Source organism: Pseudomonas sp. LB3P81 (assembly GCF_054897965.1).
The window spans coordinates 4,165,412-4,185,970 of record NZ_JBUBVG010000001.1 but is presented as its reverse complement, the minus strand read 5'-3'; the positions used below and the strand labels follow the sequence as shown (position 1 = coordinate 4,185,970).

General features: G+C 60.4%; 19 protein-coding genes. 12 read left to right on the top strand and 7 right to left on the bottom strand.

From position 1 onward, the window contains the following. Positions 1–21: 21 nt before the first annotated feature. Complete coding sequence (locus ACYZTL_RS19345; RefSeq protein ID WP_461953100.1) at positions 22–930, top strand: cation diffusion facilitator family transporter; 909 nt, start codon at positions 22–24, stop codon at positions 928–930. Here the strand turns inward: ACYZTL_RS19345 and ACYZTL_RS19340 are convergent. Beyond that, entirely contained in the window at positions 915–1,943 is a 1,029-nt protein-coding gene (locus tag ACYZTL_RS19340; protein ID WP_461953099.1) for a DUF6515 family protein, read from the bottom strand. The two genes, ACYZTL_RS19345 and ACYZTL_RS19340, sit on opposite strands and share 16 nt — an antisense overlap. A gap of 436 nt (positions 1,944–2,379) precedes the next feature. Between ACYZTL_RS19340 and ACYZTL_RS19335 the strand changes: the two genes are divergently transcribed. Then, a complete protein-coding gene (locus tag ACYZTL_RS19335; RefSeq protein WP_461953098.1) occupies positions 2,380–2,859 on the top strand; it encodes an Lrp/AsnC family transcriptional regulator in 480 nt (159 codons plus the stop codon). Positions 2,860–3,084: 225 nt separating this feature from the next. Beyond that, the gene (locus ACYZTL_RS19330; protein WP_007937369.1) at positions 3,085–3,294 is read left to right on the top strand and encodes a DUF2788 domain-containing protein; all 210 of its coding nucleotides are present in this window, start codon (positions 3,085–3,087) and stop codon (positions 3,292–3,294) included. Here the strand turns inward: ACYZTL_RS19330 and ACYZTL_RS19325 are convergent. The 4 genes from ACYZTL_RS19325 to ACYZTL_RS19310 all read right to left on the bottom strand — a co-directional run bounded on the left by ACYZTL_RS19325 (position 3,289) and on the right by ACYZTL_RS19310 (position 9,758). After that, positions 3,289–3,924, bottom strand: a complete 636-nt coding sequence (locus ACYZTL_RS19325; RefSeq protein ID WP_461953097.1) for a pseudouridine synthase — start codon at positions 3,922–3,924, stop codon at positions 3,289–3,291. The genes ACYZTL_RS19330 and ACYZTL_RS19325 overlap by 6 nt on opposite strands. A 71-nt stretch (positions 3,925–3,995) precedes the next feature. Then, positions 3,996–5,495, bottom strand: a complete 1,500-nt coding sequence (gene amn / locus ACYZTL_RS19320; protein ID WP_461953096.1) for an AMP nucleosidase — start codon at positions 5,493–5,495, stop codon at positions 3,996–3,998. A gap of 173 nt (positions 5,496–5,668) precedes the next feature. Beyond that, complete coding sequence (locus tag ACYZTL_RS19315) at positions 5,669–7,315, bottom strand: acyl-CoA dehydrogenase family protein (protein WP_461953095.1); 1,647 nt, start codon at positions 7,313–7,315, stop codon at positions 5,669–5,671. Positions 7,316–7,388: 73 nt separating this feature from the next. After that, on the bottom strand, positions 7,389–9,758 hold the full coding sequence (locus ACYZTL_RS19310; RefSeq protein ID WP_461953094.1) for a 7TM diverse intracellular signaling domain-containing protein: 2,370 nt from the start codon (positions 9,756–9,758) through the stop codon (positions 7,389–7,391). A gap of 290 nt (positions 9,759–10,048) precedes the next feature. On the opposite strand from ACYZTL_RS19310, the gene ACYZTL_RS19305 reads away from it, so the two are divergent. The 4 genes from ACYZTL_RS19305 to ACYZTL_RS19290 all read left to right on the top strand — a co-directional run bounded on the left by ACYZTL_RS19305 (position 10,049) and on the right by ACYZTL_RS19290 (position 13,566). Then, positions 10,049–10,846: a hydroxymethylpyrimidine/phosphomethylpyrimidine kinase gene (locus tag ACYZTL_RS19305; RefSeq protein ID WP_461953093.1), complete on the top strand. Its 798-nt coding sequence runs from the start codon at positions 10,049–10,051 to the stop codon at positions 10,844–10,846. Positions 10,847–10,864: 18 nt separating this feature from the next. Further along, positions 10,865–11,488, top strand: a complete 624-nt coding sequence (thiE, locus tag ACYZTL_RS19300) for a thiamine phosphate synthase (RefSeq protein ID WP_461953092.1) — start codon at positions 10,865–10,867, stop codon at positions 11,486–11,488. Between the two features lie 15 nt (positions 11,489–11,503). After that, a complete protein-coding gene (gene hemL / locus ACYZTL_RS19295; protein ID WP_461953091.1) occupies positions 11,504–12,787 on the top strand; it encodes a glutamate-1-semialdehyde 2,1-aminomutase in 1,284 nt (427 codons plus the stop codon). 224 nt (positions 12,788–13,011) lie between these two features. Further along, positions 13,012–13,566, top strand: coding sequence for a tetratricopeptide repeat protein (locus tag ACYZTL_RS19290; protein ID WP_461953090.1), 555 nt, complete (start codon positions 13,012–13,014; stop codon positions 13,564–13,566). Positions 13,567–13,739: 173 nt separating this feature from the next. Here the strand turns inward: ACYZTL_RS19290 and ACYZTL_RS19285 are convergent, their stop codons facing one another. Further along, positions 13,740–14,069, bottom strand: coding sequence for a DUF1820 family protein (locus tag ACYZTL_RS19285; RefSeq protein WP_003185742.1), 330 nt, complete (start codon positions 14,067–14,069; stop codon positions 13,740–13,742). Between the two features lie 134 nt (positions 14,070–14,203). Here ACYZTL_RS19285 and miaB point away from each other — a divergent pair, with 134 nt between their 5' ends. The 5 genes from miaB to lnt all read left to right on the top strand — a co-directional run bounded on the left by miaB (position 14,204) and on the right by lnt (position 19,617). After that, positions 14,204–15,532 carry a tRNA (N6-isopentenyl adenosine(37)-C2)-methylthiotransferase MiaB gene (gene miaB, locus ACYZTL_RS19280; protein ID WP_031319146.1) on the top strand — a complete coding sequence of 443 codons (1,329 nt, stop codon included), beginning with the start codon at positions 14,204–14,206 and terminating at the stop codon, positions 15,530–15,532. A 216-nt stretch (positions 15,533–15,748) separates the two neighbouring features. Next, complete coding sequence (locus tag ACYZTL_RS19275; protein ID WP_461953089.1) at positions 15,749–16,753, top strand: PhoH family protein; 1,005 nt, start codon at positions 15,749–15,751, stop codon at positions 16,751–16,753. Next, positions 16,746–17,240: an rRNA maturation RNase YbeY gene (gene ybeY, locus ACYZTL_RS19270; RefSeq protein ID WP_461953088.1), complete on the top strand. Its 495-nt coding sequence runs from the start codon at positions 16,746–16,748 to the stop codon at positions 17,238–17,240. The genes ACYZTL_RS19275 and ybeY overlap by 8 nt, the downstream gene beginning before the upstream one ends. A gap of 5 nt (positions 17,241–17,245) precedes the next feature. Continuing rightward, positions 17,246–18,085 carry an HlyC/CorC family transporter gene (locus tag ACYZTL_RS19265; protein WP_461953087.1) on the top strand — a complete coding sequence of 280 codons (840 nt, stop codon included), beginning with the start codon at positions 17,246–17,248 and terminating at the stop codon, positions 18,083–18,085. Positions 18,086–18,093: 8 nt separating this feature from the next. Further along, positions 18,094–19,617 (top strand): apolipoprotein N-acyltransferase, encoded by a 1,524-nt coding sequence (gene lnt / locus ACYZTL_RS19260; RefSeq protein ID WP_461953086.1) that lies wholly within the window; start codon positions 18,094–18,096, stop codon positions 19,615–19,617. Positions 19,618–19,727: 110 nt separating this feature from the next. Here lnt and ACYZTL_RS19255 read toward each other — a convergent pair whose 3' ends face one another. Beyond that, on the bottom strand, positions 19,728–20,489 hold the full coding sequence (locus ACYZTL_RS19255) for a YdcF family protein (RefSeq protein ID WP_461953085.1): 762 nt from the start codon (positions 20,487–20,489) through the stop codon (positions 19,728–19,730). Positions 20,490–20,559: the final 70 nt, after the last annotated feature.

Genomic DNA, 20,559 nt, shown 5'->3' with positions numbered 1-20,559 from the left:
CTTAAAGGAATATCCGCACCTATGATTTCCAGCTCCGAACACGCCCGCCTGCTGCGGCTGGCGACCCGTGCCTCGGTGGCGGTGGCGTGCACGTTGATCGTCGCCAAGGCCATCGCGTGGTGGTTGAGCGGTTCGGTGAGCATGCTCGCCGGGTTGACCGATTCCGCCCTCGACGGCGTCACGTCGCTGCTCAACCTGCTGGCGGTGCATTACGCCTTGCGCCCTGCCGACGAGGATCACCGTTACGGGCACGGCAAAGCCGAATCACTGGCGGGCATGGCGCAGGCGTTGTTCATTGGCGGCAGTGCGGTGTTGATTGCCCTGCAGGCGTTTGATCGGCTCAAACATCCGGAACCCGTGGGTGCGCCGTGGATCAGCATCGGCGTGATTGTGTTCTCTCTCGCGCTGACGTTGGCCCTGCTGATGTTGCAGCATCGGGTGGTCAAGGCCACCGGCTCCAGCGCGGTGCGCGCCGACTCCCTGCATTACCGTTCGGACATGCTGCTCAATGGCAGCATTCTGGTTGCGCTGGTGCTGGCCGGCTTCGGCTGGCATCAGGTGGATGCGTGGTTTGGATTGGGGATCGCCGCGTACATTCTCTGGAGCGCCATTCAAATTGCCCGGGAAAGTTTTACGGTGTTGATGGATGAAGAACTGCCGCCGGATGTCAGTCAGCACATGCTCGAACTGGCCTGCAGCGTGCCAGGGGTTTTGGGGGCGCACGACCTGCGCACGCGGGTTTCCGGCAATCAATGGTTCGTGCAATTGCACCTGGAATTGCCGGGAGAGCTGACCCTGTCAGTCGCCCACGGCATCAGCGACCAGGCGGTGGATGCGATTCACGCCGCTTACCCGCGAGCCGAAGTGCTGGTGCACGCCGACCCTCAAGAAGTGGTGAAGGCCGCCAGCACGAATCAGAAACTCACCTGATACCCGCGACTGCTCAGGCAGTTGCCCTGGGCCTGACGGTAGGCTTGCACCACCGACGGGGCCGGTTGATAGGTGGCCGTGCGCGGATCGAATCCGCTCTGCTGCACCGCGTATTGATAGCACTCGTACCCGTCCTGATTGACCTGTTCCGGCGACTGCCCGTTGGCCGGATACGCCACCACGTCATAACCATTGCTGACCGGTTGCGGCTGCGGTTGCACGGGTGGTTCGACCACAATGTAATCCTGAGTACTTTCCTGGTAGGCGTAATACGAACCGGCCGCGAGGAACAACAGCGCGCCACCGATCCACACTTCACGGGCGTAATCGGGCAGGTAGCCGACGCGAATTCCGCGCGGCGGCTGCACCACCACATAACGCGGACCTAGGGGTCGATACCAGTAGCCTGCGGAGTAAAAATAATCCTGCCCCCGATAGGGCACGCGGTAGTCGCGGTCCGGGAAGCGGTCGATCACATGACCGGGACGATACTGCGGGCCTGGTCCCCAACCATTACCGTGCCCGTCCGGGCGACCGGCCCAGCGATGGTCATCGGGACGCGGGCCGTTGTTCTGCCAGTGCTGATTGTTGTCATTGCGCCGCGGCACATCCTGGTAGTAACCACGCTGTGGCTGCTGGGTCTGGCGCACGGTATCGGGCCGACCCTGGATTGGCAGGTCGTTGGCCGGCAATTGTGGTGACGGCGGTGGTGGCCGAACGGGACTGTTGAAGTCGCGAGGCTGATTGTCTCGTGGCTGATTGCTTTGCCACTGACCGCCATTGCGCGGCTGCCCGTTGTGCTCGAACTGGCGACTGTTGTCGCCGCGAATGATGTCGTTGTTCTGCCGAGGCGGCTGATTGTTGCCGTCATGGCCCTGATTGTTACCCTGATGCCCATCTCCACGTTGTCCGTTGTCGGGACCACGGTTCTGCGGTTCATCGGCCAGCGATTGCGCAGTGACACTGATACACAGCAAACCAACACCGGCCAAACGCCAGATGCACGACTTCATGCTTTTCCTCACTGCGGGTTAGGGCTTGTACGTAAGACTGGGAAAGCACAGGCCGGTTCTGCAACAGGTTATCAGTCGCGAAACTTATTTATTGAGGGGCCGGCGTTAAATTGCGGGCAAAAGAAAAGGGAGACCCGTCGGCCTCCCTTTGAGAACTTCGTCCGTGCTCGACGCTTTTGACGTCGGCTCACCTCACGCCGTCTTCTGGACAGTGTGCAGCTCGGGGGCCGGCACATCCCCGGTGGGGGTGGCGGCCGCGGCTGGCCTGATCGGGCGAGCCGCTGTGGACTGTTTGTCCGAGCAGTGATTCTGGTGATAAGAATAGGCCGCAGGCCTCGGCAGAGGATTGCGAAGATTGCTCAAATAAACATGACTTGCGCAATTTTTAACCCTGGATAGATAATCTGCCGCAATTGATATGACAAAGGCCTGATTGATGAGCAAACTCGACCGATACGACCTGAGCATTTTGGCGGAATTGCAGCGCGACGCGCACATCTCCAACCAGGAGCTGGCTGAACGCATCGGCCTGTCGCCGTCACCGTGCTCGCGCCGGGTCAAGCAACTGGAAGATGACGGCTACATCTCCCGCCAAGTGGCATTACTGGACCGCAAGATGCTCGGTTTGAGCCTGACCGCCTATGTGCTGATCGGCATGGACCGGCATACGCCGGAGCGGTTCGAGAACTTCGAAGCCGCCATTCGCACCTTGCCGCAAGTGCTGGAATGCAGTCTGGTGACGGGGATGGATGCGGACTATCAGCTCAAGGTCGTGGTGCCGGACATGGATCACTACCAGAAACTGCTGCTGGGGCATCTGACGCGGATTGAAGGTGTGACGAGTGTTCGGTCGAGTTTTGTGTTGAATCAGGTGCTCAACAGCACCGAACTGCCGCTGACTCATCTGCGTAGCTGATTGTGGCGAGGGAACTTGCTCCCGCTCGCCTGCGAAGCAGGCGCAAAACCGGTGAACGCGGTATGTCTGGCTAAACTCGGGTGCAGATTTTGGGGCTGCTTCGCAACCCAGCGGGAGCAAGCTCCCTCGCCACAGTGCGACACACCGCCGCAGCCCAATGCTCCGCCCCTCCCCCATGCCGTATACTCCAGCGCCTTTTAGCCCCGCCCGCGCTGGAGATGTCCGATGGATCCTGCAGTATTCGAAGAGTGGATGATGACCGGACTGGTCAGCATTCTGATCATTTTCATGGGTTTCATCGTCTGGGATCTGGCGAAAAAATCCAAGGCCGGGCGCTTTGGCTCGTTCATCCTGTTCTTCGTACTCGGTCTGGGCGTGGCCGCGTTCGTGATCAAAAGCGTGGTGATCGGCCTGATCGAATCCGGCACGTTATAAGCGCGCCGGCACTTCCTTCCACTGGCCCTGATCGAGCCCTTCGATCGACCAGTCGCCGATTCTGACCCGCACCAGACGCAACGTCGGCAAGCCGACCGCCGCGGTCATGCGCCGAACCTGACGGTTACGCCCCTCGCGAATCACCAGCTCCAGCCAACTGGTCGGCACGCTTTTGCGAAAGCGTACCGGCGGATTGCGGGGCCACAATTCTGGTTCTTCAAGCTGCCGCGCTTCAGCGGGCAAGGTCATGCCGTCGTTCAGCTCGACGCCGTCGCGCAAACGCTGCAACTGCTCGGCGCTCGGATCGCCTTCCACCTGCACCCAATAGGTCTTGGCCAGTTTGTGTTTGGGATCGGCAATCCGCGCCTGAAGCTGGCCGTCGTTGGTCAGCAACAGCAAGCCTTCACTGTCGCGATCCAGCCGTCCTGCCGGGTAAATCCCGGGAATCTCGATGTAATCCTTGAGCGTCGCGCGCCCTTCGCCGTCGCTGAATTGCGTCAGCACATCGAAGGGTTTGTTGAACAGGATCAGCTTTGGCTCGGCCGGTGGCGCTTTGGCGACACGGCGCGGGGCTGATGGCGGGGTGTTCGCGCCGGGGCGGCGAGAAACAGGACGTTGAGGACGAGACATGAGCAAAGGAACATCTAGCGGTCAGGGCTGCTAATGCTAGTGCCCTGACCGCCAAATGACCATGACAACTATTACCGGAACGGCGGCTCGTCGAAGCTGCGCAGTTTGCGCGAGTGCAGCGAGTTGAGTTCGGTGCGCAACAGATCCACCGCCTCGATACCGATCTTCAAGTGCTGGCTGACAGCGCGCTCATAGAAGGCGTTGGCCGAACCCGGCAGCTTGATTTCGCTGTGCAGCGGTTTGTCCGAGACACAGAGCAACGTGCCGTACGGCACCCTCAAGCGATAACCTTGCGCAGCGATGGTGCCGCTTTCCATGTCCACCGCCACGGCGCGGGACAGGTTGATCAGCGGACGTTCCTGGGCCCAACGCAATTCCCAGTTACGGTCGTCGTAGGTCAACACGGTGCCGGTGCGCAGGCGTTTTTTCAGTTCGTCGCCCTTCTCGCCGGTGATGTTGGCCGCCGCCTGCTGCAACGCCATCTGCACTTCGGCCAAGGCCGGAATCGGAATGTTCGGCGGCACCACCCGGTCGAGAATCCCGTCGCGGCGCATGTAGGCGTGAGCCAATACGTAATCGCCAATGGTCTGCGACTGACGCAAACCGCCGCAGTGACCGATCATCAACCAGCAATGCGGACGCAACACCGCCAAATGGTCGGTGATGTTCTTGGCGTTGGATGGGCCGACACCGATATTCACCAGGGTCACGCCATGACCGTCGCTGGCGATCAGGTGATAGGCCGGCATCTGATAGCGGTGCCAAACCACACCGGCAGCAATCGCCGAGGCTTCGCCGTGATCCATGCTCTTTTCGATGATGACGTTGCCCGGCAGAACCAAACGCACGAAACGCGGATCGCTGCGCAACTGCTCCAGGCCATGGACGATGAACTGGTCGACGTAGCGGTGGTAGTTGGTCAACAGAATCCACGGCTGCACATGACGCCAGTCGCTGCCGGTGTAATGCACGAGGCGGCGCAGGGAGAAATCCACCCGCGCGGCATCGAACAGAGCCAGCGGCAGCGGATCGGTGTTTTCCCAATCGTACAAACCGTCAGCGATGCCATCGGTGGCGGCGGACAGGTCGGTACTCGGGAACACCCGCGCCAGCACGGCAGCGGTAACGCCGGAGCCGGCCAGCTCATCGCCCTGCTCGACCACGTATGGATAAGGAATGTTCTGCTGGCTGATACCGACTTCCACAGTCACGGTGAAGTCGTGCATCAACGGCACAAGTTGTTCCAGCAAGTACTTACGGAAAGCCGCCGGATGAGTGACGGTGACGCTGTAGGTCCCCGGCAACTGAACCTTGGCGTAGGCGCGCGTGGTCTGTGGGACTTCGCCCTGGCAGTGGTAGGTCAGACGCAGTTCAGGGTATCGAAACATCGCACGCTGTTCGGCGTCCGGTTCGATGCGATCCTTGAGGTAACGCTTGAGCGCCTGGTTCAGCGCGGTGGTTGCACGATTGTGCAAGTGCGCAAGCCGGTCTACGGCTTGCTCGGCGGTTTGAACGACAATAAAAGCTTCGGTCACGATCAGCATCCTGTGTTCTGACTTGCAGGTCTTCATCTTGCCTGCATCGTCGCTTCACGGGAACAGTGGTGGCTACACAAATGACAAGTCCACCGCAGATCAAATGTGGGAGCGGGCTTGCTCGCGAATGCGGTTCAACATTCAACAGTTATGTTGGCTGACAGTCCGCATTCGCGAGCAAGCCCGCTCCTACAGGGGTTCTGTGTTGTTTACAGCAGCGGGGTCGAGCGGGCGACGATCGCTTCCACCTCCAGCCCCCGTGGCAATGCGCCATACACGCGTCCAGCCGAACCGAGGCGGCTGGCGATGAACGCATCACTGACCGCCGAATTGCCGGCCTCCAGCAACAGCTTGGCCTGCAGCCCCAAGGCAATGTCTTCGGTGAGCTGGCGGGCACGATACTGAATGTCGCTGGTGTCCTTGAAGGCTGTCTGCAGTTGGCTGATGTGCGCGGCCAGCCGTTTGTCGCCATGACCATCGCCCAATTCGCTGAACAGCACATCAAGCACACCCGGTTCTTTCGACAGCGCCCGCAACACGTCCAGGCATTGCACGTTGCCGGAACCTTCCCACGTCGAATTGACCGGTGCCTCACGGTACAAACGCGGCAGGATGCTGTCTTCGACATAACCCGCGCCGCCCATGCACTCCGCAGCCTCGTTAATCATTGAGGGCGCGCGCTTGCAGATCCAGTATTTGCCCACCGCTGTCACCAGTCGGGCGAACTTCGCTTCGTGTTCATCCTCCAGATAATCCAGCGCCTTGCCCATGCGCAGACTCAACGCCAGGGCCGCTTCGCTTTCCAGCGCGAGGTCGGCAAGCACGTTCTGCATTAACGGTTGTTCGCTGAGCAACTTGCCGCCGACCATACGGTGAGCGCAGTGATGGCTGGCCTGGGTCAATGCCTGGCGCATCAGCGAACTTGAGCCGACCATGCAATCGAAGCGGGTCATGGCAACCATTTCGATGATGGTCGGAACGCCGCGCCCTTCTTCGCCGACCATCCACGCCAGTGCACCACGGAACTCGACTTCGCTGGAGGCGTTGGAGCAATTGCCGAGTTTGTTCTTCAGGCGCTGGATGTAGAACTGATTGCGCGTGTCATCCGGGCGATGCCGCGGCAACAGGAAACAGGTCAAACCCTTGTCGGTCTGCGCCAGGGTCAGAAAGGCATCGCACATCGGCGCGGAACAGAACCACTTGTGACCCACCAGTTCGTAGGCCTGGCCCGGACCGCTGGCACCGACCGGATACGCTTTGGTGGTGTTGGCCCGCACGTCGGTGCCGCCCTGTTTCTCGGTCATGGCCATGCCGATGGTGACGCCGGCCTTGTGCGCCATGCCGACGTTGCGCGGGTCGTATTCGGTGGCAAGAATCTTCGGCAGCCACTGCTCGGCCAGATCCGGTTGCAGGCGCATCGCCGGGACGCTGGCGAAAGTCATGGTCAGCGGGCAACCGCTACCGGCTTCGGCCTGGCTGTGCAGGTAGGTCATGGAGGCCCGGGCGACGTGGGCGCCGGACTGCGGATGCGCCCAAGGCAAGGAGGTCAGACCGTGCTCGACCGCCGAGCGCATCAGTTCGTGATACGCCGGGTGAAATTCCACCAGATCAATGCGATGACCATAACGGTCGTGACTGCTGAACACCGGCTTGTTCTGGTTGGCCAGAAACCCCGCTTCCATCAGCGGCCCGCCGGCCAGTGCGCCGTAAGCGTCGATCCGCGATTCGGCCCAACCGGCCCCGAAACGCCGCGACCACTCCTGCAAAGGCAGGTCGATGCGATACAGGTTGGTGCCGTCCAGCGATGGCGGCTGATTGGTGACTTCGTGGGTTTCGGCGAACTGATGCAGGTTCATGACGGGGCTCCTTTGGTCAGCCAAGGAATTCAGTTAATCACTGCCCCGAGGCTGAACAAAGTGGCATATCCGCCTAACTGTCGGCGCTTTCGCCTTGTTCCGGACAGAGCACCCGACAATACAGCGCAGCCTGCAAGTCTTCGAACTTCACCGGTTTGCTCAGATAGTCGATCAACGCCCCGGTCGAGCAACGCTCCCGATCAGCGCTCAGGGCAACCTTGAACACCGGCAATTGCGCGCAGCCCGGCAAGGCACGGATCTGGCAACAAAGTGAGACGCCATCCAACGACGGCAACTGACCATCGAGCAGCACGGCGTCGAATGTTTCACGCTGCAAGAGATCCAGCGCGGTCACACCATTGTCGGCCGTTCGCACCCGGAACCCGAGCTTGAGCAACATGCCGCGCATCACCAACTGATTGATGCTGTTTTCATCCACCAGCAGCACGGTGCAGTCCTGCGGCAGGCGCAGACGCGGGAATTCCCGAGTCACTTGCTCTACCACGGCCAACTCAAACTCGACGTCGAGCTGGAAGCGACTGCCGCGACCGGGCTCGGAGCGGTGAGTCAGATGCCCGCCAAGCAAGTCGACCAGTTGCCGACAGATCGCCAGGCCGACGCCCAGACCGCCATATTCACGGGTCATCGAGCCGTCGAGCTGGAAGAAGCGCTGATACAGCGCCGCCTCGCCCAAATCGGTGAAGCCGATGCCGGTGTCGATCACCGCAAAGGACAGTGCCAGCCGGTCGGGTCCCACGGGTTTCCCCGTGACCCGAAACGCCACCCCGCCCACTCGAGTGAACTTGATCGCGTTGTCCAAGAGGCATTCCAGGCATTGCGCCAACTTGATGTTGTCGCCGTGCAAACGGTCTTGCAGGCCCGGCGTGACATCAACCTTGAAATCCAGTGACTTGCCCGAGGCATTGCCTTCGAACTGCACGCGCAGGGCATCGACCACGCTGCGCAAACTGAAGGTAGACGCATTTGCCTTGAGCTTGCCGGCCTGCAATTCGGTCAACGTGAGGATGCCATTGACCATGCGCATCATGTCCCGCGCCGAACCGGCGGCCGTTTGCTGGTATTGCTCCAGCTCCGGGTCCATCTCGACGGTTTGCATCAACTCCAGCGAACCGATCACACCGTTCATGGGCGTGCGCAATTCGTGGGTCAGCGTGGCGAGGAATTCATCCTTGAGTTTGTTACTGCGCGCCAGTTGCTGGTTGAGCACTTCGAGCTTTTGACCGGCATCGAACAACGTCTGCGCCTGCTGCTCACGCATGGCGTTGATGCGGTCGGCCAGGGCCAGGGACAACAGCGCCACTTCGATGGCCGAGCCGATCTGACTGGAATACATGGTCAGGAACACGTTCGGCAGGTAACCCAACACCATCATCGTGTTGATGATGCCACCGAGCAAAAACGCCGACCAGGCGATGATGAAATAACGCGCCACCCGCAGACCGCGCAACCAGGCGAAGATCCCCGCAGCGAAAATCACCACGGTGAACGTCAACGCCAGGGCTGTCGCCAGACGCAGGGCCAAGGCGTAACTGGTCATCAACGACAAGCCGACCACCACCGCACCGAACGCAATCAGCACCAGCAGCAAGCGATCGAGCCAGCGACTGTGGGTGGCCGTCTGCAGGAAGCTGCGGGCGAACTGGCTGCCGAACAACCCCGCGCAGCCAATGAAGAACGGCGTCGCGGCATTGGCCCACCAGGGATTGTTCGGCCAGAAATACTGCACAGCCGCGCCGTTCACCGACAGTTGATAGAGACCGAACGAGGCAATGTAGAAGATGTAATAGAGGTAACTGGTGTCGCGCACGCTGAGGTAGATGAACAGGTTGTAGACCAGCATGCCCAGCAACACACCGTAAATCAGGCCCAGCACGTAAAGCCGAACCGGCTGTTCTTCGAGAAAAGCAGTGCTCGACCACAACGTGACCGGTGCCTGGATAGACCCTTCGCTTTGCAGGCGCAGGTACAGGGTTTGCGTTTGATCGGCCGTGAAGTTCAGATTGAACAGGTAGTTGTTCTGGCGAATTTCGCGACTGTCGAACGGCAAGGCATCGCCGGTCTGGCGGGCCGATTGATAGGCACCGGCAGCATCGGGCACGTACAGATCAAGGTGATCGAGGGGCGGATAAGCCAGCTCCAGCAGCCAGGTCCGTTGCACAGCGGGATTGGTCGGGCGGTAATGCAGGTCGATTTTCAGCCAGAACACCGAACGCGAATAACCGGCGTTAAGGGTGGCCTTATCGTGGGGCTTGAAGTGTCCGGCAGCGGCTTGTGCACGGACATCATCAATGGTCGCCTGACCATTGGCATCTTCGAACACTTGCAGGGTTCGGCCCAGGGGCAGGCTTTGAGTGAATTCATTGAATTCGACTGCGCTCGCCATGAGGGGCAAGCAAAACAGCAACATCAGCAAATAGCGCATTTAAGCCCCAGCGTGGCCTGTCCGGTTATCTCAGGAAGCCCCTCATTCCCTGAGTAGACGTAAAACCGGTATTACCTGTTATTGATTTGGATCCACTCTAGCATAGCCGTTGATGGCCATTGAACACCATTGAAGCATTTCCTGCAAAGGCTCTAGTACGGGCGCTCCAGCGAAGATCATCGAAATAGAGCTTTTGCTCGGTCACATTGTGACAATCCCGGCATCTCTATCCGACAGGCCTGGCGGGCACTGCACCCGAAAATCGATGTTTGGTGGTAAGCTCGCGCACCATGAATATCTACAGCTCTCGCCCCGTTGTCCTCTGTCTCTCCGGCCACGACCCAAGTGGTGGCGCCGGCTTGCAGGCAGATATCGAAGCCCTGCTCGCCCAGGGTTGTCATGCGGCCCCGGCCGTCACCGCCCTGACCGTGCAAGACACGGTCAACGTCACTGACTTTCGCGTGCTCGACCGCGAGTGGGTGCTGGCCCAGGCCAACGCCGTGCTCAACGACTCCGAAGTCGCTGCCGTCAAACTGGGCATGCTCGGTTCCCTGGAAATGGTCGACACCGTCGTCGAACTGCTTCAGGCACACCCGCATTTGCCGATGGTCTGCGACCCGGTGCTGCGCGCCGGCGGTGGCGGACGACTGGGCAAGGATGAAGTCGGCTACGCCATGCGCGAACGCCTGCTGCCCCTGGCCATCATCGCCACCCCTAACCTTCCCGAAGCCCGCATCCTCGCTGAACTGCCAGAAGGCACCGCCGACGAGTGCGCTGAAAAACTCCTGCCATTCGTCAAACACCTGCTGATCACCGGCGGCCATGGCGATGAAGACGAAATCCACAATCGCCTGTACAGCCGCGACGGTCGCCGCGAAACCTTTACCTGCCAGCGCCTGCCCGGCAGCTATCATGGTTCCGGTTGCACATTGGCAAGCGCCTTGGCCGGTCGTCTGGCCCTGGGTGAAAACCTCGCCAGTGCCGTGCAAACCGCGCTTGACTACACTTGGCGCACCCTGCGCGATGCAGAGCAACTGGGCAAAGGGCAGTTCGTGCCACGCCGCCTGCCACTGGATTTCTGTTCGTAACGCCATGAGGCTTGTCCGATGAAACTACGTGGCCTTTATGCCATTACCGACAGCCAGTTACTGGCCGGCAAATTTATGTCGTACGTGGAGGCGGCGCTGGAAGGCGGCGTCACCCTGCTGCAATACCGCGACAAGGGCAGCGACGAGGCCCGCCGCTTGCGCGAGGCCGAAGCTCTGCGCGATCTGTGTGACCGCTACAAGACCCAGCTGATCATCAATGACGATGCCGAACTGGCTGCACGCCTGAATGTCGGCGTGCACCTGGGCCAGACCGATGGCCCGCTGACCCCGGCCCGTGCGCTGCTCGGTCGTCAGGCGCTTATCGGTTCGACCTGCCACGCGCAACTCGAACTCGCTGAACAAGCAGCCAAAGAAGGCGCCAGTTACGTCGCCTTCGGCCGCTTCTTCAACTCCAACACCAAACCCGGCGCACCGACTTGCAGCCTTGAGTTGCTCGATCAGGCCCGCAGCAAACTGCACCTGCCGATCTGCGCGATCGGCGGCATCACCCTGGAAAACGCCGCGCCACTGGTGGCCCACGGGGTTGATCTGCTGGCGGTGGTCCACGGCCTGTTTGGAGCCGAGAGTACGGCTGAAGTCACCCGCCGCGCCCGCGCATTCAACGCATTACTGAAAGTCTGATTTGAGAGCCCGATCATGTCTCGTTCCGAAACCCTGTTTGCCAATGCCCAGAAACACATTCCCGGTGGCGTGAACTCGCCTGTTCGCGCGTTCAAGAGCGTTGGCGGTACGCCGTTGTTCTTCAAGCACGCTGAAGGCGCCTACGTCACCGACGAAGACGACAAGCGTTATGTGGATTACGTCGGTTCCTGGGGCCCGATGATCCTCGGCCACAGCCATCCGGACGTGCTGGACGCGGTGCGCAAACAACTGGAACACGGTTTGTCGTATGGCGCTCCGACCGCGATGGAAACCGAGATGGCCGACCTGGTCTGCTCGATCGTGCCATCGATGGAAATGGTGCGCATGGTCAGCTCCGGCACCGAAGCGACCATGAGCGCGATTCGCCTGGCCCGTGGTTTCACCGGCCGCGACAGCATCATCAAGTTCGAAGGTTGCTACCACGGTCACTCCGACAGCCTGCTGGTTAAAGCCGGTTCCGGCGCGTTGACCCAAGGCGTGCCGAGCTCGGCCGGTGTACCGGCGTCCTTCGCCAAACACACCCTGACCCTGCCGTTCAACGACATCGATGCCGTGGAAACCATGCTCGCTGAAGTCGGCCAGGACGTGGCCTGCATCATCGTCGAGCCGGTGGCCGGCAACATGAACTGCGTACCGCCGGCGCCGGGCTTCCTCGAAGGCCTGCGGACCTTGTGCGACAAGCACGGCGTGGTACTGATTTTCGACGAAGTGATGACCGGTTTCCGCGTCGCCCTCGGCGGTGCTCAAGCGCATTACGGCGTCACGCCAGACCTGACCACGTTCGGCAAGATCATCGGTGGCGGTATGCCGGTTGGCTGCTTCGGCGGCAAACGCGAAATAATGTCGCACATCGCGCCACTGGGCCCGGTTTATCAGGCGGGCACCTTGTCGGGTAACCCGCTGGCGATGGCGGCCGGCCTCACGACTTTGCGTCTGATCAGCCGCCCTGGCTTCCACGACGAACTGAGCGACTACACCAGCCGCCTGCTCGATGGCCTGCAACAGCGCGCCGATGCCGCCGGCATTCCGTTCGTGACCACGCAGGCCGGCGGCATGTTCGGCCTGTACTTCAGCGGCGCCGACGACATCGTCACGTTTGATGATGTAATGGCCAGCGACGCGAAGCTGTTCGGCCGCTTCTTCCACCTGATGCTCGAAGGCGGCGTGTACCTGGCGCCGAGCGCATTCGAAGCCGGCTTCACCTCGATCGCCCACGGCGAAGCCGAGTTGAAACTGACGCTGGATGCCGCCGAACGCGCATTCGCCGCACTGAAATAACGCTGTGCCGCTGACGTTGGCGATTGCCAGCGTCAGCTTTCACCTACATTCCAGCGTCTTTTCCTACTCATCTGCCGATAATCCTCAGCAAACCGGGCGATATATTCCCCGCGCAGCAGAAAAACGAGTAAAGACTTTGTAAGGTTGGCCCTGCTTATTTCATAATGCGCGCTTATTGGATCCCTCGATGGGTCCGCGCGCCCTTCAGAGGTAAGTCGATTCCCATGAACCGCACCGGCCGCGCCCTTGCACTGGGCTGCCTGTTGCTCCTTCAGCCCCTGCTCGCGCTCGCACAAGCAGGCGGCAACTCGTTGTTAATCCCAGCGATGGGTCGTTGCACCCTCAATACCCAGCCGCAAGACCTGGCACAGGCACTCGCTGCCTGCCAGAAAGCGTCGGATGAGGGGGATGCGCAAGCGCAATACGAGTTGGGTGAGTTTTACTACGACGGCAAAAACAACCCGCGCGACCTCAAATTGGCCTTGGCCTACTTCGAAAAGGCCTCGCTGCAAGGCCACGCCCAGGCGCAATTCAAACTCGGCACCATGTTCTTCCACGGCGAAGGCGTACCGGCCAATAACGTTCAGGCGTATATCGTGCTGAAAATGGCGGCGGTCAACGGTGCTGAAGAGGCGCTGGATACGGCGGATGAAGTCGCCGAGAAGATGCCTCGCGAAGAACTTGAGGTTGCGACTCAGGTGCTTGGGCAAATCTTCCGTAAATACCTGATGGAATTGCAAAGCGCCGATGGGCGTACGCCGTTTTCGCCTCTTCCCTGACGCCCCCCCCCTGTGGCGAGGGAGCTTGCTCCCGCTAGGGCGCGAAGCGGCCCTAAACCCTGCAATCACATCCTGTCTGGCACACCGCATTCTCAGGTTTTGCGACTGCTTCGCAGCCGAGCGGGAGCAAGCTCCCTCGCCACAGAAAGCTCCTCACCTCAAAAAAATGCTGCTTACTTCTCAGGCATCGGCATCGGAAACGGCATCACATTGCCGACCGCGCCACGGGCTTCGCTGATTTTCGGTGTGCCGAGACGCTCGACTTCGTCGATACGCACAATCGAATGCATCGGCACAAAACTGCGCACAACACCTTCGAACTGAGCCTTGAGCTTCTCTTCGCTCGGGTCGACGACCACTTGCGTGCGCTCGCCAAAGACGAACTCTTCCACTTCCAGGAAGCCCCACAGATCACTTTGATAGATCTGCTTGGCGTACATTTCGAACACCTGGCCCTGGTTGAGGAAAATCACCTTGTAGATTGGAGCTTCACGTTTGGTCATGGTGGGCGAGCAACACATCGGGGATAAAAATGAGGGCGCGAACTATAGCATAGCCACCGGACGCACAGCGGTAGGAACCAGGGGACATGTTCCCTATAATGCGCGGTTCTTTGAATCACGTGATGACTGTATCCATGGCCAAGAAGCTTTACATCGAAACCCACGGTTGCCAGATGAACGAGTACGACAGCTCGCGCATGGTCGATCTGCTGGGTGAACATCAGGCCCTGGAAGTCACCGCTCGCGCTGAAGACGCCGACGTGATCCTGCTCAACACCTGTTCGATCCGCGAACGCGCCCAGGACCGGGTGTATTCCCAGCTCGGCCGCTGGCGCGAACTGAAACTGGCGAACCCGGAGATGGTGATCGCCGTCGGCGGTTGCGTGGCCAGCCAGGAAGGCGCCGCCATCCGCGATCGCGCCCCGTATGTCGACGTGGTGTTCGGCCCGCAAACCCTGCACCGTTTGCCGGAAATGATCGACGCCGCCCGCGCCACCAAATTGCCGCAGGTGGACGTCTCGTTCCCGGAAATCGAAAAATTCGACCACTTGCCGGAGCCGCGCATCGATGGTCCGAGCGCTTACGTGTCGGTCATGGAAGGTTGCAGCAAGTACTGCACGTTCTGCGTGGTGCCCTACACCCGTGGCGAAGAAGTCAGCCGACCGTTCGATGACGTGATTGCCGAAATCATCCACCTCGCTGAAAACGGCGTGCGTGAAGTGACGCTGTTGGGCCAGAACGTCAACGGTTATCGCGGCACCACTCACGACGGTCGCCTGGCGGATCTGGCCGAGTTGATTCGTGTCGTCGCTGCTGTCGATGGCATCGACCGGATTCGCTACACCACTTCCCATCCGCTCGAATTCTCCGACAGCCTGATCCAGGCTCACGCCGAAGTGCCAGAGTTGGTAAAGCACCTCCACCTGCCGGTGCAATCCGGTTCGGACCGCATTCTTTCGGCGATGAAGCGCAACCACACGGCGCTGGAATACAAATCCAAACTGCGCAAATTGCGCGCCGCTGTGCCAGGGATCTGCATCAGCTCGGACTTTATCGTCGGCTTCCCCGGCGAGACCGAAAAAGACTTCGAACAGACGATGAAGCTGATTGAAGACGTCGGTTTCGACTTCTCCTATTCCTTTGTCTACAGCCAGCGCCCAGGCACGCCGGCGGCCGATCTGGCCGACGAAACACCGGAAGAGCTGAAAAAAGAACGCCTGAACGCCCTGCAACATCGCTTGAACCAGCAAGGTTTCGAGATCAGCCGACAAATGGTCGGTTCGATCCAGCGGATTCTGGTCACCGATTACTCGAAAAAAGACCCCGGCGAGCTGCAAGGCCGGACCGAGAATAACCGAATCGTCAACTTCCGCTGCGACAATCCGACCCTGATCGGCCAATTCGCTGACGTGCACATCGATGCGGCACAGCCGCACTCGCTGCGGGGTTCGCTGATCCAATAACCGCCACAGTTCAATGTGGGAGCGGGCTTGCTCGCGAAGAGGGTGTGTCAGCTGCATTAATGTCGACTGGCACGCCCTCTTCGCGAGCAAGCCCGCTCCCACAGGGACCGCGCCAGGCGCTCGAATCAGATTGGTCCGTATAAGAGCTTTCGCACCCGCGCCACTGGCGTTATCCTTTATTTCATCTTAATTGCCCCAGGGCGGCTAAATACGACCTTGAACGCACCCATAGAACCACATCGTTTCATCCTCGAGCCCTTTGAGGCTCGCCGCTTCGCCAATCTGTGCGGGATGTTCGACGAGCACCTGCGCTTGATCGAGCAACGCCTGACCATCGAGATCCGCAACCGCGGAAACCAGTTCGAGCTGATCGGCGACCCCAAACACACCACCTCCGCGGAAAACCTCCTGCGCCGCCTGTACCGGGAAACCAAGGGTACCGAGCTGTCGCCGGACATGGTTCACCTGTTCCTGCAGGAATCGGCCGTCGAAGAGCTGGACAACGTTTCCCCGTCCGAACCCTCCGTGGCCCTGCGCACCAAGAAAGGCATGATTCGCCCTCGCGGCTTGAATCAATTGCGCTACGTGAAGGAAATCCTCGGTAACGACATCAACTTCGGCATCGGCCCGGCCGGCACCGGCAAGACCTATCTGGCCGTTGCCTGCGCGGTAGACGCGCTGGAGCGCGAGCAGATTCGCCGCATCCTGCTGGTGCGCCCGGCGGTTGAAGCGGGCGAAAAGCTCGGCTTTCTGCCCGGCGACCTCTCGCAAAAAATCGACCCGTACCTGCGTCCGCTCTACGACGCACTCTACGAAATGCTCGGCTTCGAATACGTCGCCAAGCTGATCGAACGTCAGGTGATCGAAGTTGCGCCGCTGGCCTACATGCGCGGTCGCACACTGAACAACAGTTTCATCATCCTCGACGAAAGCCAGAACACCACCGTCGAGCAAATGAAGATGTTCCTGACCCGTATCGGCTTCGGCTCCACTGCGGTCATCACCGGTGACATTACCCAGGTCGACCTGCCGAAAGGCACCAAGTCCGGGCTGCACCACGTGATCGAAGTGCTCAAAGACGTGCCGGGCATCAGCTTCACCCATTTCAAGCCAAAAGACGTTGTACGCCACCCATTGGTGCAGCGCATCGTCGAAGCCTACGAGCGCTTCGAGAATCGCGCGGCAGACGAAACGCAAAAGGACAGTCGCCGCGATGCTTGAGCTTGATCTGCAACTCGCTACCGAAGCGCCTGCCCCCAGTGAAGCCGAGTTCCGCCTATGGTGCGAACTGGCCCTGCGCCAGCGCACCGCCGACTCCGAGATGACCATTCGCCTGGTCGACGAAGCCGAAGGCCGCGAACTGAACCACACCTGGCGGCAGAAGGATTACGCCACCAACGTGCTGTCGTTTCCCGCCGATGTGCCTGACGAGTTTCTCGATATTCCGCTGCTGGGCGATCTGGTGATCTGCGTGGCGGTGGTCGAGCGCGAAGCCGCTGAACAAGGCAAGGAACTGAAGGCCCACTGGGCACATCTGGTCATTCACGGCTGCTTGCATCTGCTGGGTTACGACCATATAGATGACGATGAAGCCGAAGAAATGGAAGCACTGGAACGAACGTTGCTTGCAGAGTTGGGCTATCCCGATCCGTACGCGGACGACGAAATTGAAACATCCCCTATCGTGACAACAAAGGATTCAGAGTAATCGCTATGAGCGAAGATCGATCGAGCAACGGGCAGAAGTCATGGCTGGGTAAGCTCACCCAGGCTTTTGCCCACGAGCCGAAGAACCGTCAGGAGCTGCTGGAGCTTCTGCGCGACGCACATCAAAACAAGTTGCTGGACAGCGAAGCGCTGGCCATCGTCGAAGGCGCCATCCAGGTTGCGGACCTGCAAGTACGGGACATCATGGTCCCGCGCTCGCAGATGGTCAGCATCAAGGCGACCCAGACACCCCGCGAGTTTTTGCCTGCCGTGGTCGACTCGGCGCACTCCCGTTATCCGGTCATCGGCGAAAGCCACGATGACGTGATGGGCGTGTTGCTGGCCAAGGACTTGCTGCCGTTGATCCTCAGGGAGAACGGCGACAGCTTCAACATCAAGGACCTGCTGCGCCCGGCCACCTTCGTGCCCGAGTCCAAGCGCCTGAATGTGCTGCTGCGCGAGTTCCGCGCCAACCACAACCACATGGCCATCGTCATCGATGAGTACGGCGGCGTGGCGGGGCTGGTGACCATCGAAGACGTGCTGGAACAGATCGTCGGCGACATCGAAGACGAGCATGACGTTGAGGAAGACAGCTACATCAAGCCGCTGCCCAGCGGTGACTTCCTGGTCAAGGCCCTGACGCCGATCGAGAACTTCAACGAGTTTTTCGACAGCGAATTCTCCAACGATGAGTTCGATACCGTTGGCGGCCTGGTGATGAGCGCGTTCGGGCACTTGCCGAAACGCAACGAAATCACTGAAATCGGACCTTATCGCTTCCGTATTCTTAATGCGGACAGCCGTCGGATTCACTTGCTGCGCCTGACACCCATTGCCCGTTAAGGATTGACATGCTCCGCGTAACCCGCCCCGGCTGGCCCGGTAACCTGCTGGCCGTGGCGGCCGGTGCAATCACCACCCTGGCCCTGGCGCCGTTCGATATCTGGCCGTTGGCGTTGCTGGCGGTCGGCTTCTTTTACGCTGGTTTACGCGAACTAAACCCCCGCCAAGCCCTGGGCCGTGGCTGGTGCTTCGGCTTCGGCCTGTTTGGCGCTGGCACCAGCTGGATCTACTACAGCATCCACAACTTTGGCGGCGCATCGGTGCTGCTGGCCGGATTCCTGATGCTGCTCTTCACTGCGGCGATTGCCTGGTTCTTCGCCCTGCCCGCCTGGCTCTGGGCGCGCTGGTTGCGTCGCAACGAAGCACCGCTGGCCGATGCCATGGCATTCGCGGCGCTGTGGGTAGGCCAGGAAGCCTTTCGTGGCTGGTTCCTCACCGGTTTCCCGTGGCTTTACTCCGGTTACAGCCAGCTCGACGGCCCGCTGGCCGGGCTCGCACCCGTGGGCGGAATGTGGCTGGTGTCCTTCACCCTGGCCTTGACGGCCGCGCTGATCTACAACGCTTCGCGCCTGATCAAGACGGGTCGCAAAGGCTTTATCGCGGCGGGCGTGCTGCTGCTGGTCGGCCCTTGGGGCGCCGGCATCGCGCTCAAGGGCCATGCCTGGACCAGCCCGGCGGGCGCACCGCTGAGCGTCGCGGCGCTTCAAGGCAATATCGAACAAAGCATGAAGTGGGACCCGGCGCAGCTCAACGCGCAACTGGCGCTGTACCGCGACATGAGTTTCAGCTCCAAGCGTGTCGATCTGCTGATCTGGCCGGAAACCGCGATCCCGGTGCTCAAGGAATCCGCCGCAGGCTACCTGGACATGATCGGCAAGTTCGCTTCCGAGCGGGACTCGGCAATGATTACCGGCGTCCCCATTCGCGAAGTCGTTCGTCACGAGAAGCGCTTTTTCAACGGCATCACCGTGGTCGGCGAAGGCGATGGTACTTACCTCAAGCAGAAGCTGGTGCCGTTCGGCGAATACGTGCCATTGCAGGACGTACTTCGCGGACTGATTGCCTTCTTTGACCTGCCGATGTCTGACTTTGCCCGCGGTCCCGCCGATCAGGCAATGCTGCAAGCCAAGGGTTATCAGATCGCGCCGTTCATCTGCTACGAAGTGGTTTATCCGGAATTTGCCGCCAGCCTCGCGGCTCGCAGTGATCTGTTGCTGACCATCAGCAACGACACCTGGTTCGGCAAATCCATCGGCCCGTTGCAACACTTGCAGATGGCGCAGATGCGCGCGCTTGAGGCCGGTCGCTGGATGATCCGCGCCACCAACAACGGCGTGACCGGCCTGATCAACCCGTTCGGCCAGATCACCACGCAGATCCCGCAGTTCGAACGCGGCATCCTGTACGGCGAAGTGGTGCCGATGCACAACCTGACGCCTTACCTGCAATGGCGCTCGTGGCCGCTGATCATCGTGTGCGTGTTGTTGTTTGGCTGGGCGCTGGTGGCGAACCGGATGGCTAAAACCGTTTAAATCTGGCGAGCTTTTGTGGCGAGGGAGCTCGCTCCCGCTGGGGCACGAAGTGACCCCAAAAAGGGGACTGCTGCGCAGTCCAACGGGAGCAAGCTCCCTCGCCACAATGATCAGCGATAGAACAACGAATACCCGATCTGCCCCACCGCTTCATTCAGCAACTGCCCGCTCTGCCAGATCGACTTGAATTCCGGTATCCAGCCGCCGAACGGTCGGGCATTGTCCACGCCCAAGAACCCTACAGGCGCCGCCACCACCTCAAATCCTGCCTTCTGAAAACTCGAAACCGCCCGTGGCATGTGCCAGGCCTGAGTCACGACCACAACGCGCTTGATCCCTTGTGGCAGCAACACTTCGGCGCTGAACTGCGCGTTTTCCCAAGTCGTACGGCTGCGCCCTTCCTGCCAACGCACGGTGACGCCGAAATCATCGAGCAACGAGTCCGCCATCAACTTGGCTTCTGTCGGTGGTGTGCCGTAATGCAGGCCGCCACTGGTCAGGATCGGCAAGCCTGATGCCTTGGCCAGTCGCGCCGCATAACGCTCGCGCTCCAGCGCAACACCGGTCGGCTGGTCTGCCCCCCAGGCCGGATCACCACGCTCCCGTCCTGCACCGAGCACGATGATCGCGTCGGCGCGCTGCCCCAGCGCTGCCCATTCGTCGCGCGCCAGCGGCGGTTCACGCTCAAGGGCCGCCGCACTCCACTGCACCACCACCGGCAAACTCATCAACCAGAAGCCGCCCACGCCCAATACAAAGCACACGCCCGCAAGCCGCGGTCTTGAGCGGCGAAACCACCAGGCAAGCACCAGTAACAGCAATAAAATGCCGGGTGGTAGCAGAAGTTGTTTAACGAAGTAACGAAAAGGCATCGAGCATCTCCTGAAGATGCCCGAAGCCTAAGTGGATTGATGCAATGCGACAACAAATGCGAAAGGACTA

What these genes read in the sequence shown, in the direction of transcription:
- ACYZTL_RS19330 (WP_007937369.1), top strand. Translation starts at nt 3,085, where the DNA reads ATGGATCCTGCAGTATTCGAAGAGTGGATGATGACCGGACTGGTCAGC.
- amn (WP_461953096.1), bottom strand. Translation starts at nt 5,495, where the DNA reads ATGAAGACCTGCAAGTCAGAACACAGGATGCTGATCGTGACCGAAGCT.
- ybeY (WP_461953088.1), top strand. Translation starts at nt 16,746, where the DNA reads ATGCTTGAGCTTGATCTGCAACTCGCTACCGAAGCGCCTGCCCCCAGT.
- lnt (WP_461953086.1), top strand. Translation starts at nt 18,094, where the DNA reads ATGCTCCGCGTAACCCGCCCCGGCTGGCCCGGTAACCTGCTGGCCGTG.
- ACYZTL_RS19285 (WP_003185742.1), bottom strand. Translation starts at nt 14,069, where the DNA reads ATGACCAAACGTGAAGCTCCAATCTACAAGGTGATTTTCCTCAACCAG.
- miaB (WP_031319146.1), top strand. Translation starts at nt 14,204, where the DNA reads ATGGCCAAGAAGCTTTACATCGAAACCCACGGTTGCCAGATGAACGAG.
- thiE (WP_461953092.1), top strand. Translation starts at nt 10,865, where the DNA reads ATGAAACTACGTGGCCTTTATGCCATTACCGACAGCCAGTTACTGGCC.
- ACYZTL_RS19265 (WP_461953087.1), top strand. Translation starts at nt 17,246, where the DNA reads ATGAGCGAAGATCGATCGAGCAACGGGCAGAAGTCATGGCTGGGTAAG.
- ACYZTL_RS19315 (WP_461953095.1), bottom strand. Translation starts at nt 7,315, where the DNA reads ATGAACCTGCATCAGTTCGCCGAAACCCACGAAGTCACCAATCAGCCG.
- ACYZTL_RS19325 (WP_461953097.1), bottom strand. Translation starts at nt 3,924, where the DNA reads ATGTCTCGTCCTCAACGTCCTGTTTCTCGCCGCCCCGGCGCGAACACC.
- ACYZTL_RS19305 (WP_461953093.1), top strand. Translation starts at nt 10,049, where the DNA reads ATGAATATCTACAGCTCTCGCCCCGTTGTCCTCTGTCTCTCCGGCCAC.
- ACYZTL_RS19345 (WP_461953100.1), top strand. Translation starts at nt 22, where the DNA reads ATGATTTCCAGCTCCGAACACGCCCGCCTGCTGCGGCTGGCGACCCGT.
- ACYZTL_RS19290 (WP_461953090.1), top strand. Translation starts at nt 13,012, where the DNA reads ATGAACCGCACCGGCCGCGCCCTTGCACTGGGCTGCCTGTTGCTCCTT.
- ACYZTL_RS19310 (WP_461953094.1), bottom strand. Translation starts at nt 9,758, where the DNA reads ATGCGCTATTTGCTGATGTTGCTGTTTTGCTTGCCCCTCATGGCGAGC.
- hemL (WP_461953091.1), top strand. Translation starts at nt 11,504, where the DNA reads ATGTCTCGTTCCGAAACCCTGTTTGCCAATGCCCAGAAACACATTCCC.
- ACYZTL_RS19335 (WP_461953098.1), top strand. Translation starts at nt 2,380, where the DNA reads ATGAGCAAACTCGACCGATACGACCTGAGCATTTTGGCGGAATTGCAG.
- ACYZTL_RS19255 (WP_461953085.1), bottom strand. Translation starts at nt 20,489, where the DNA reads ATGCCTTTTCGTTACTTCGTTAAACAACTTCTGCTACCACCCGGCATT.
- ACYZTL_RS19340 (WP_461953099.1), bottom strand. Translation starts at nt 1,943, where the DNA reads ATGAAGTCGTGCATCTGGCGTTTGGCCGGTGTTGGTTTGCTGTGTATC.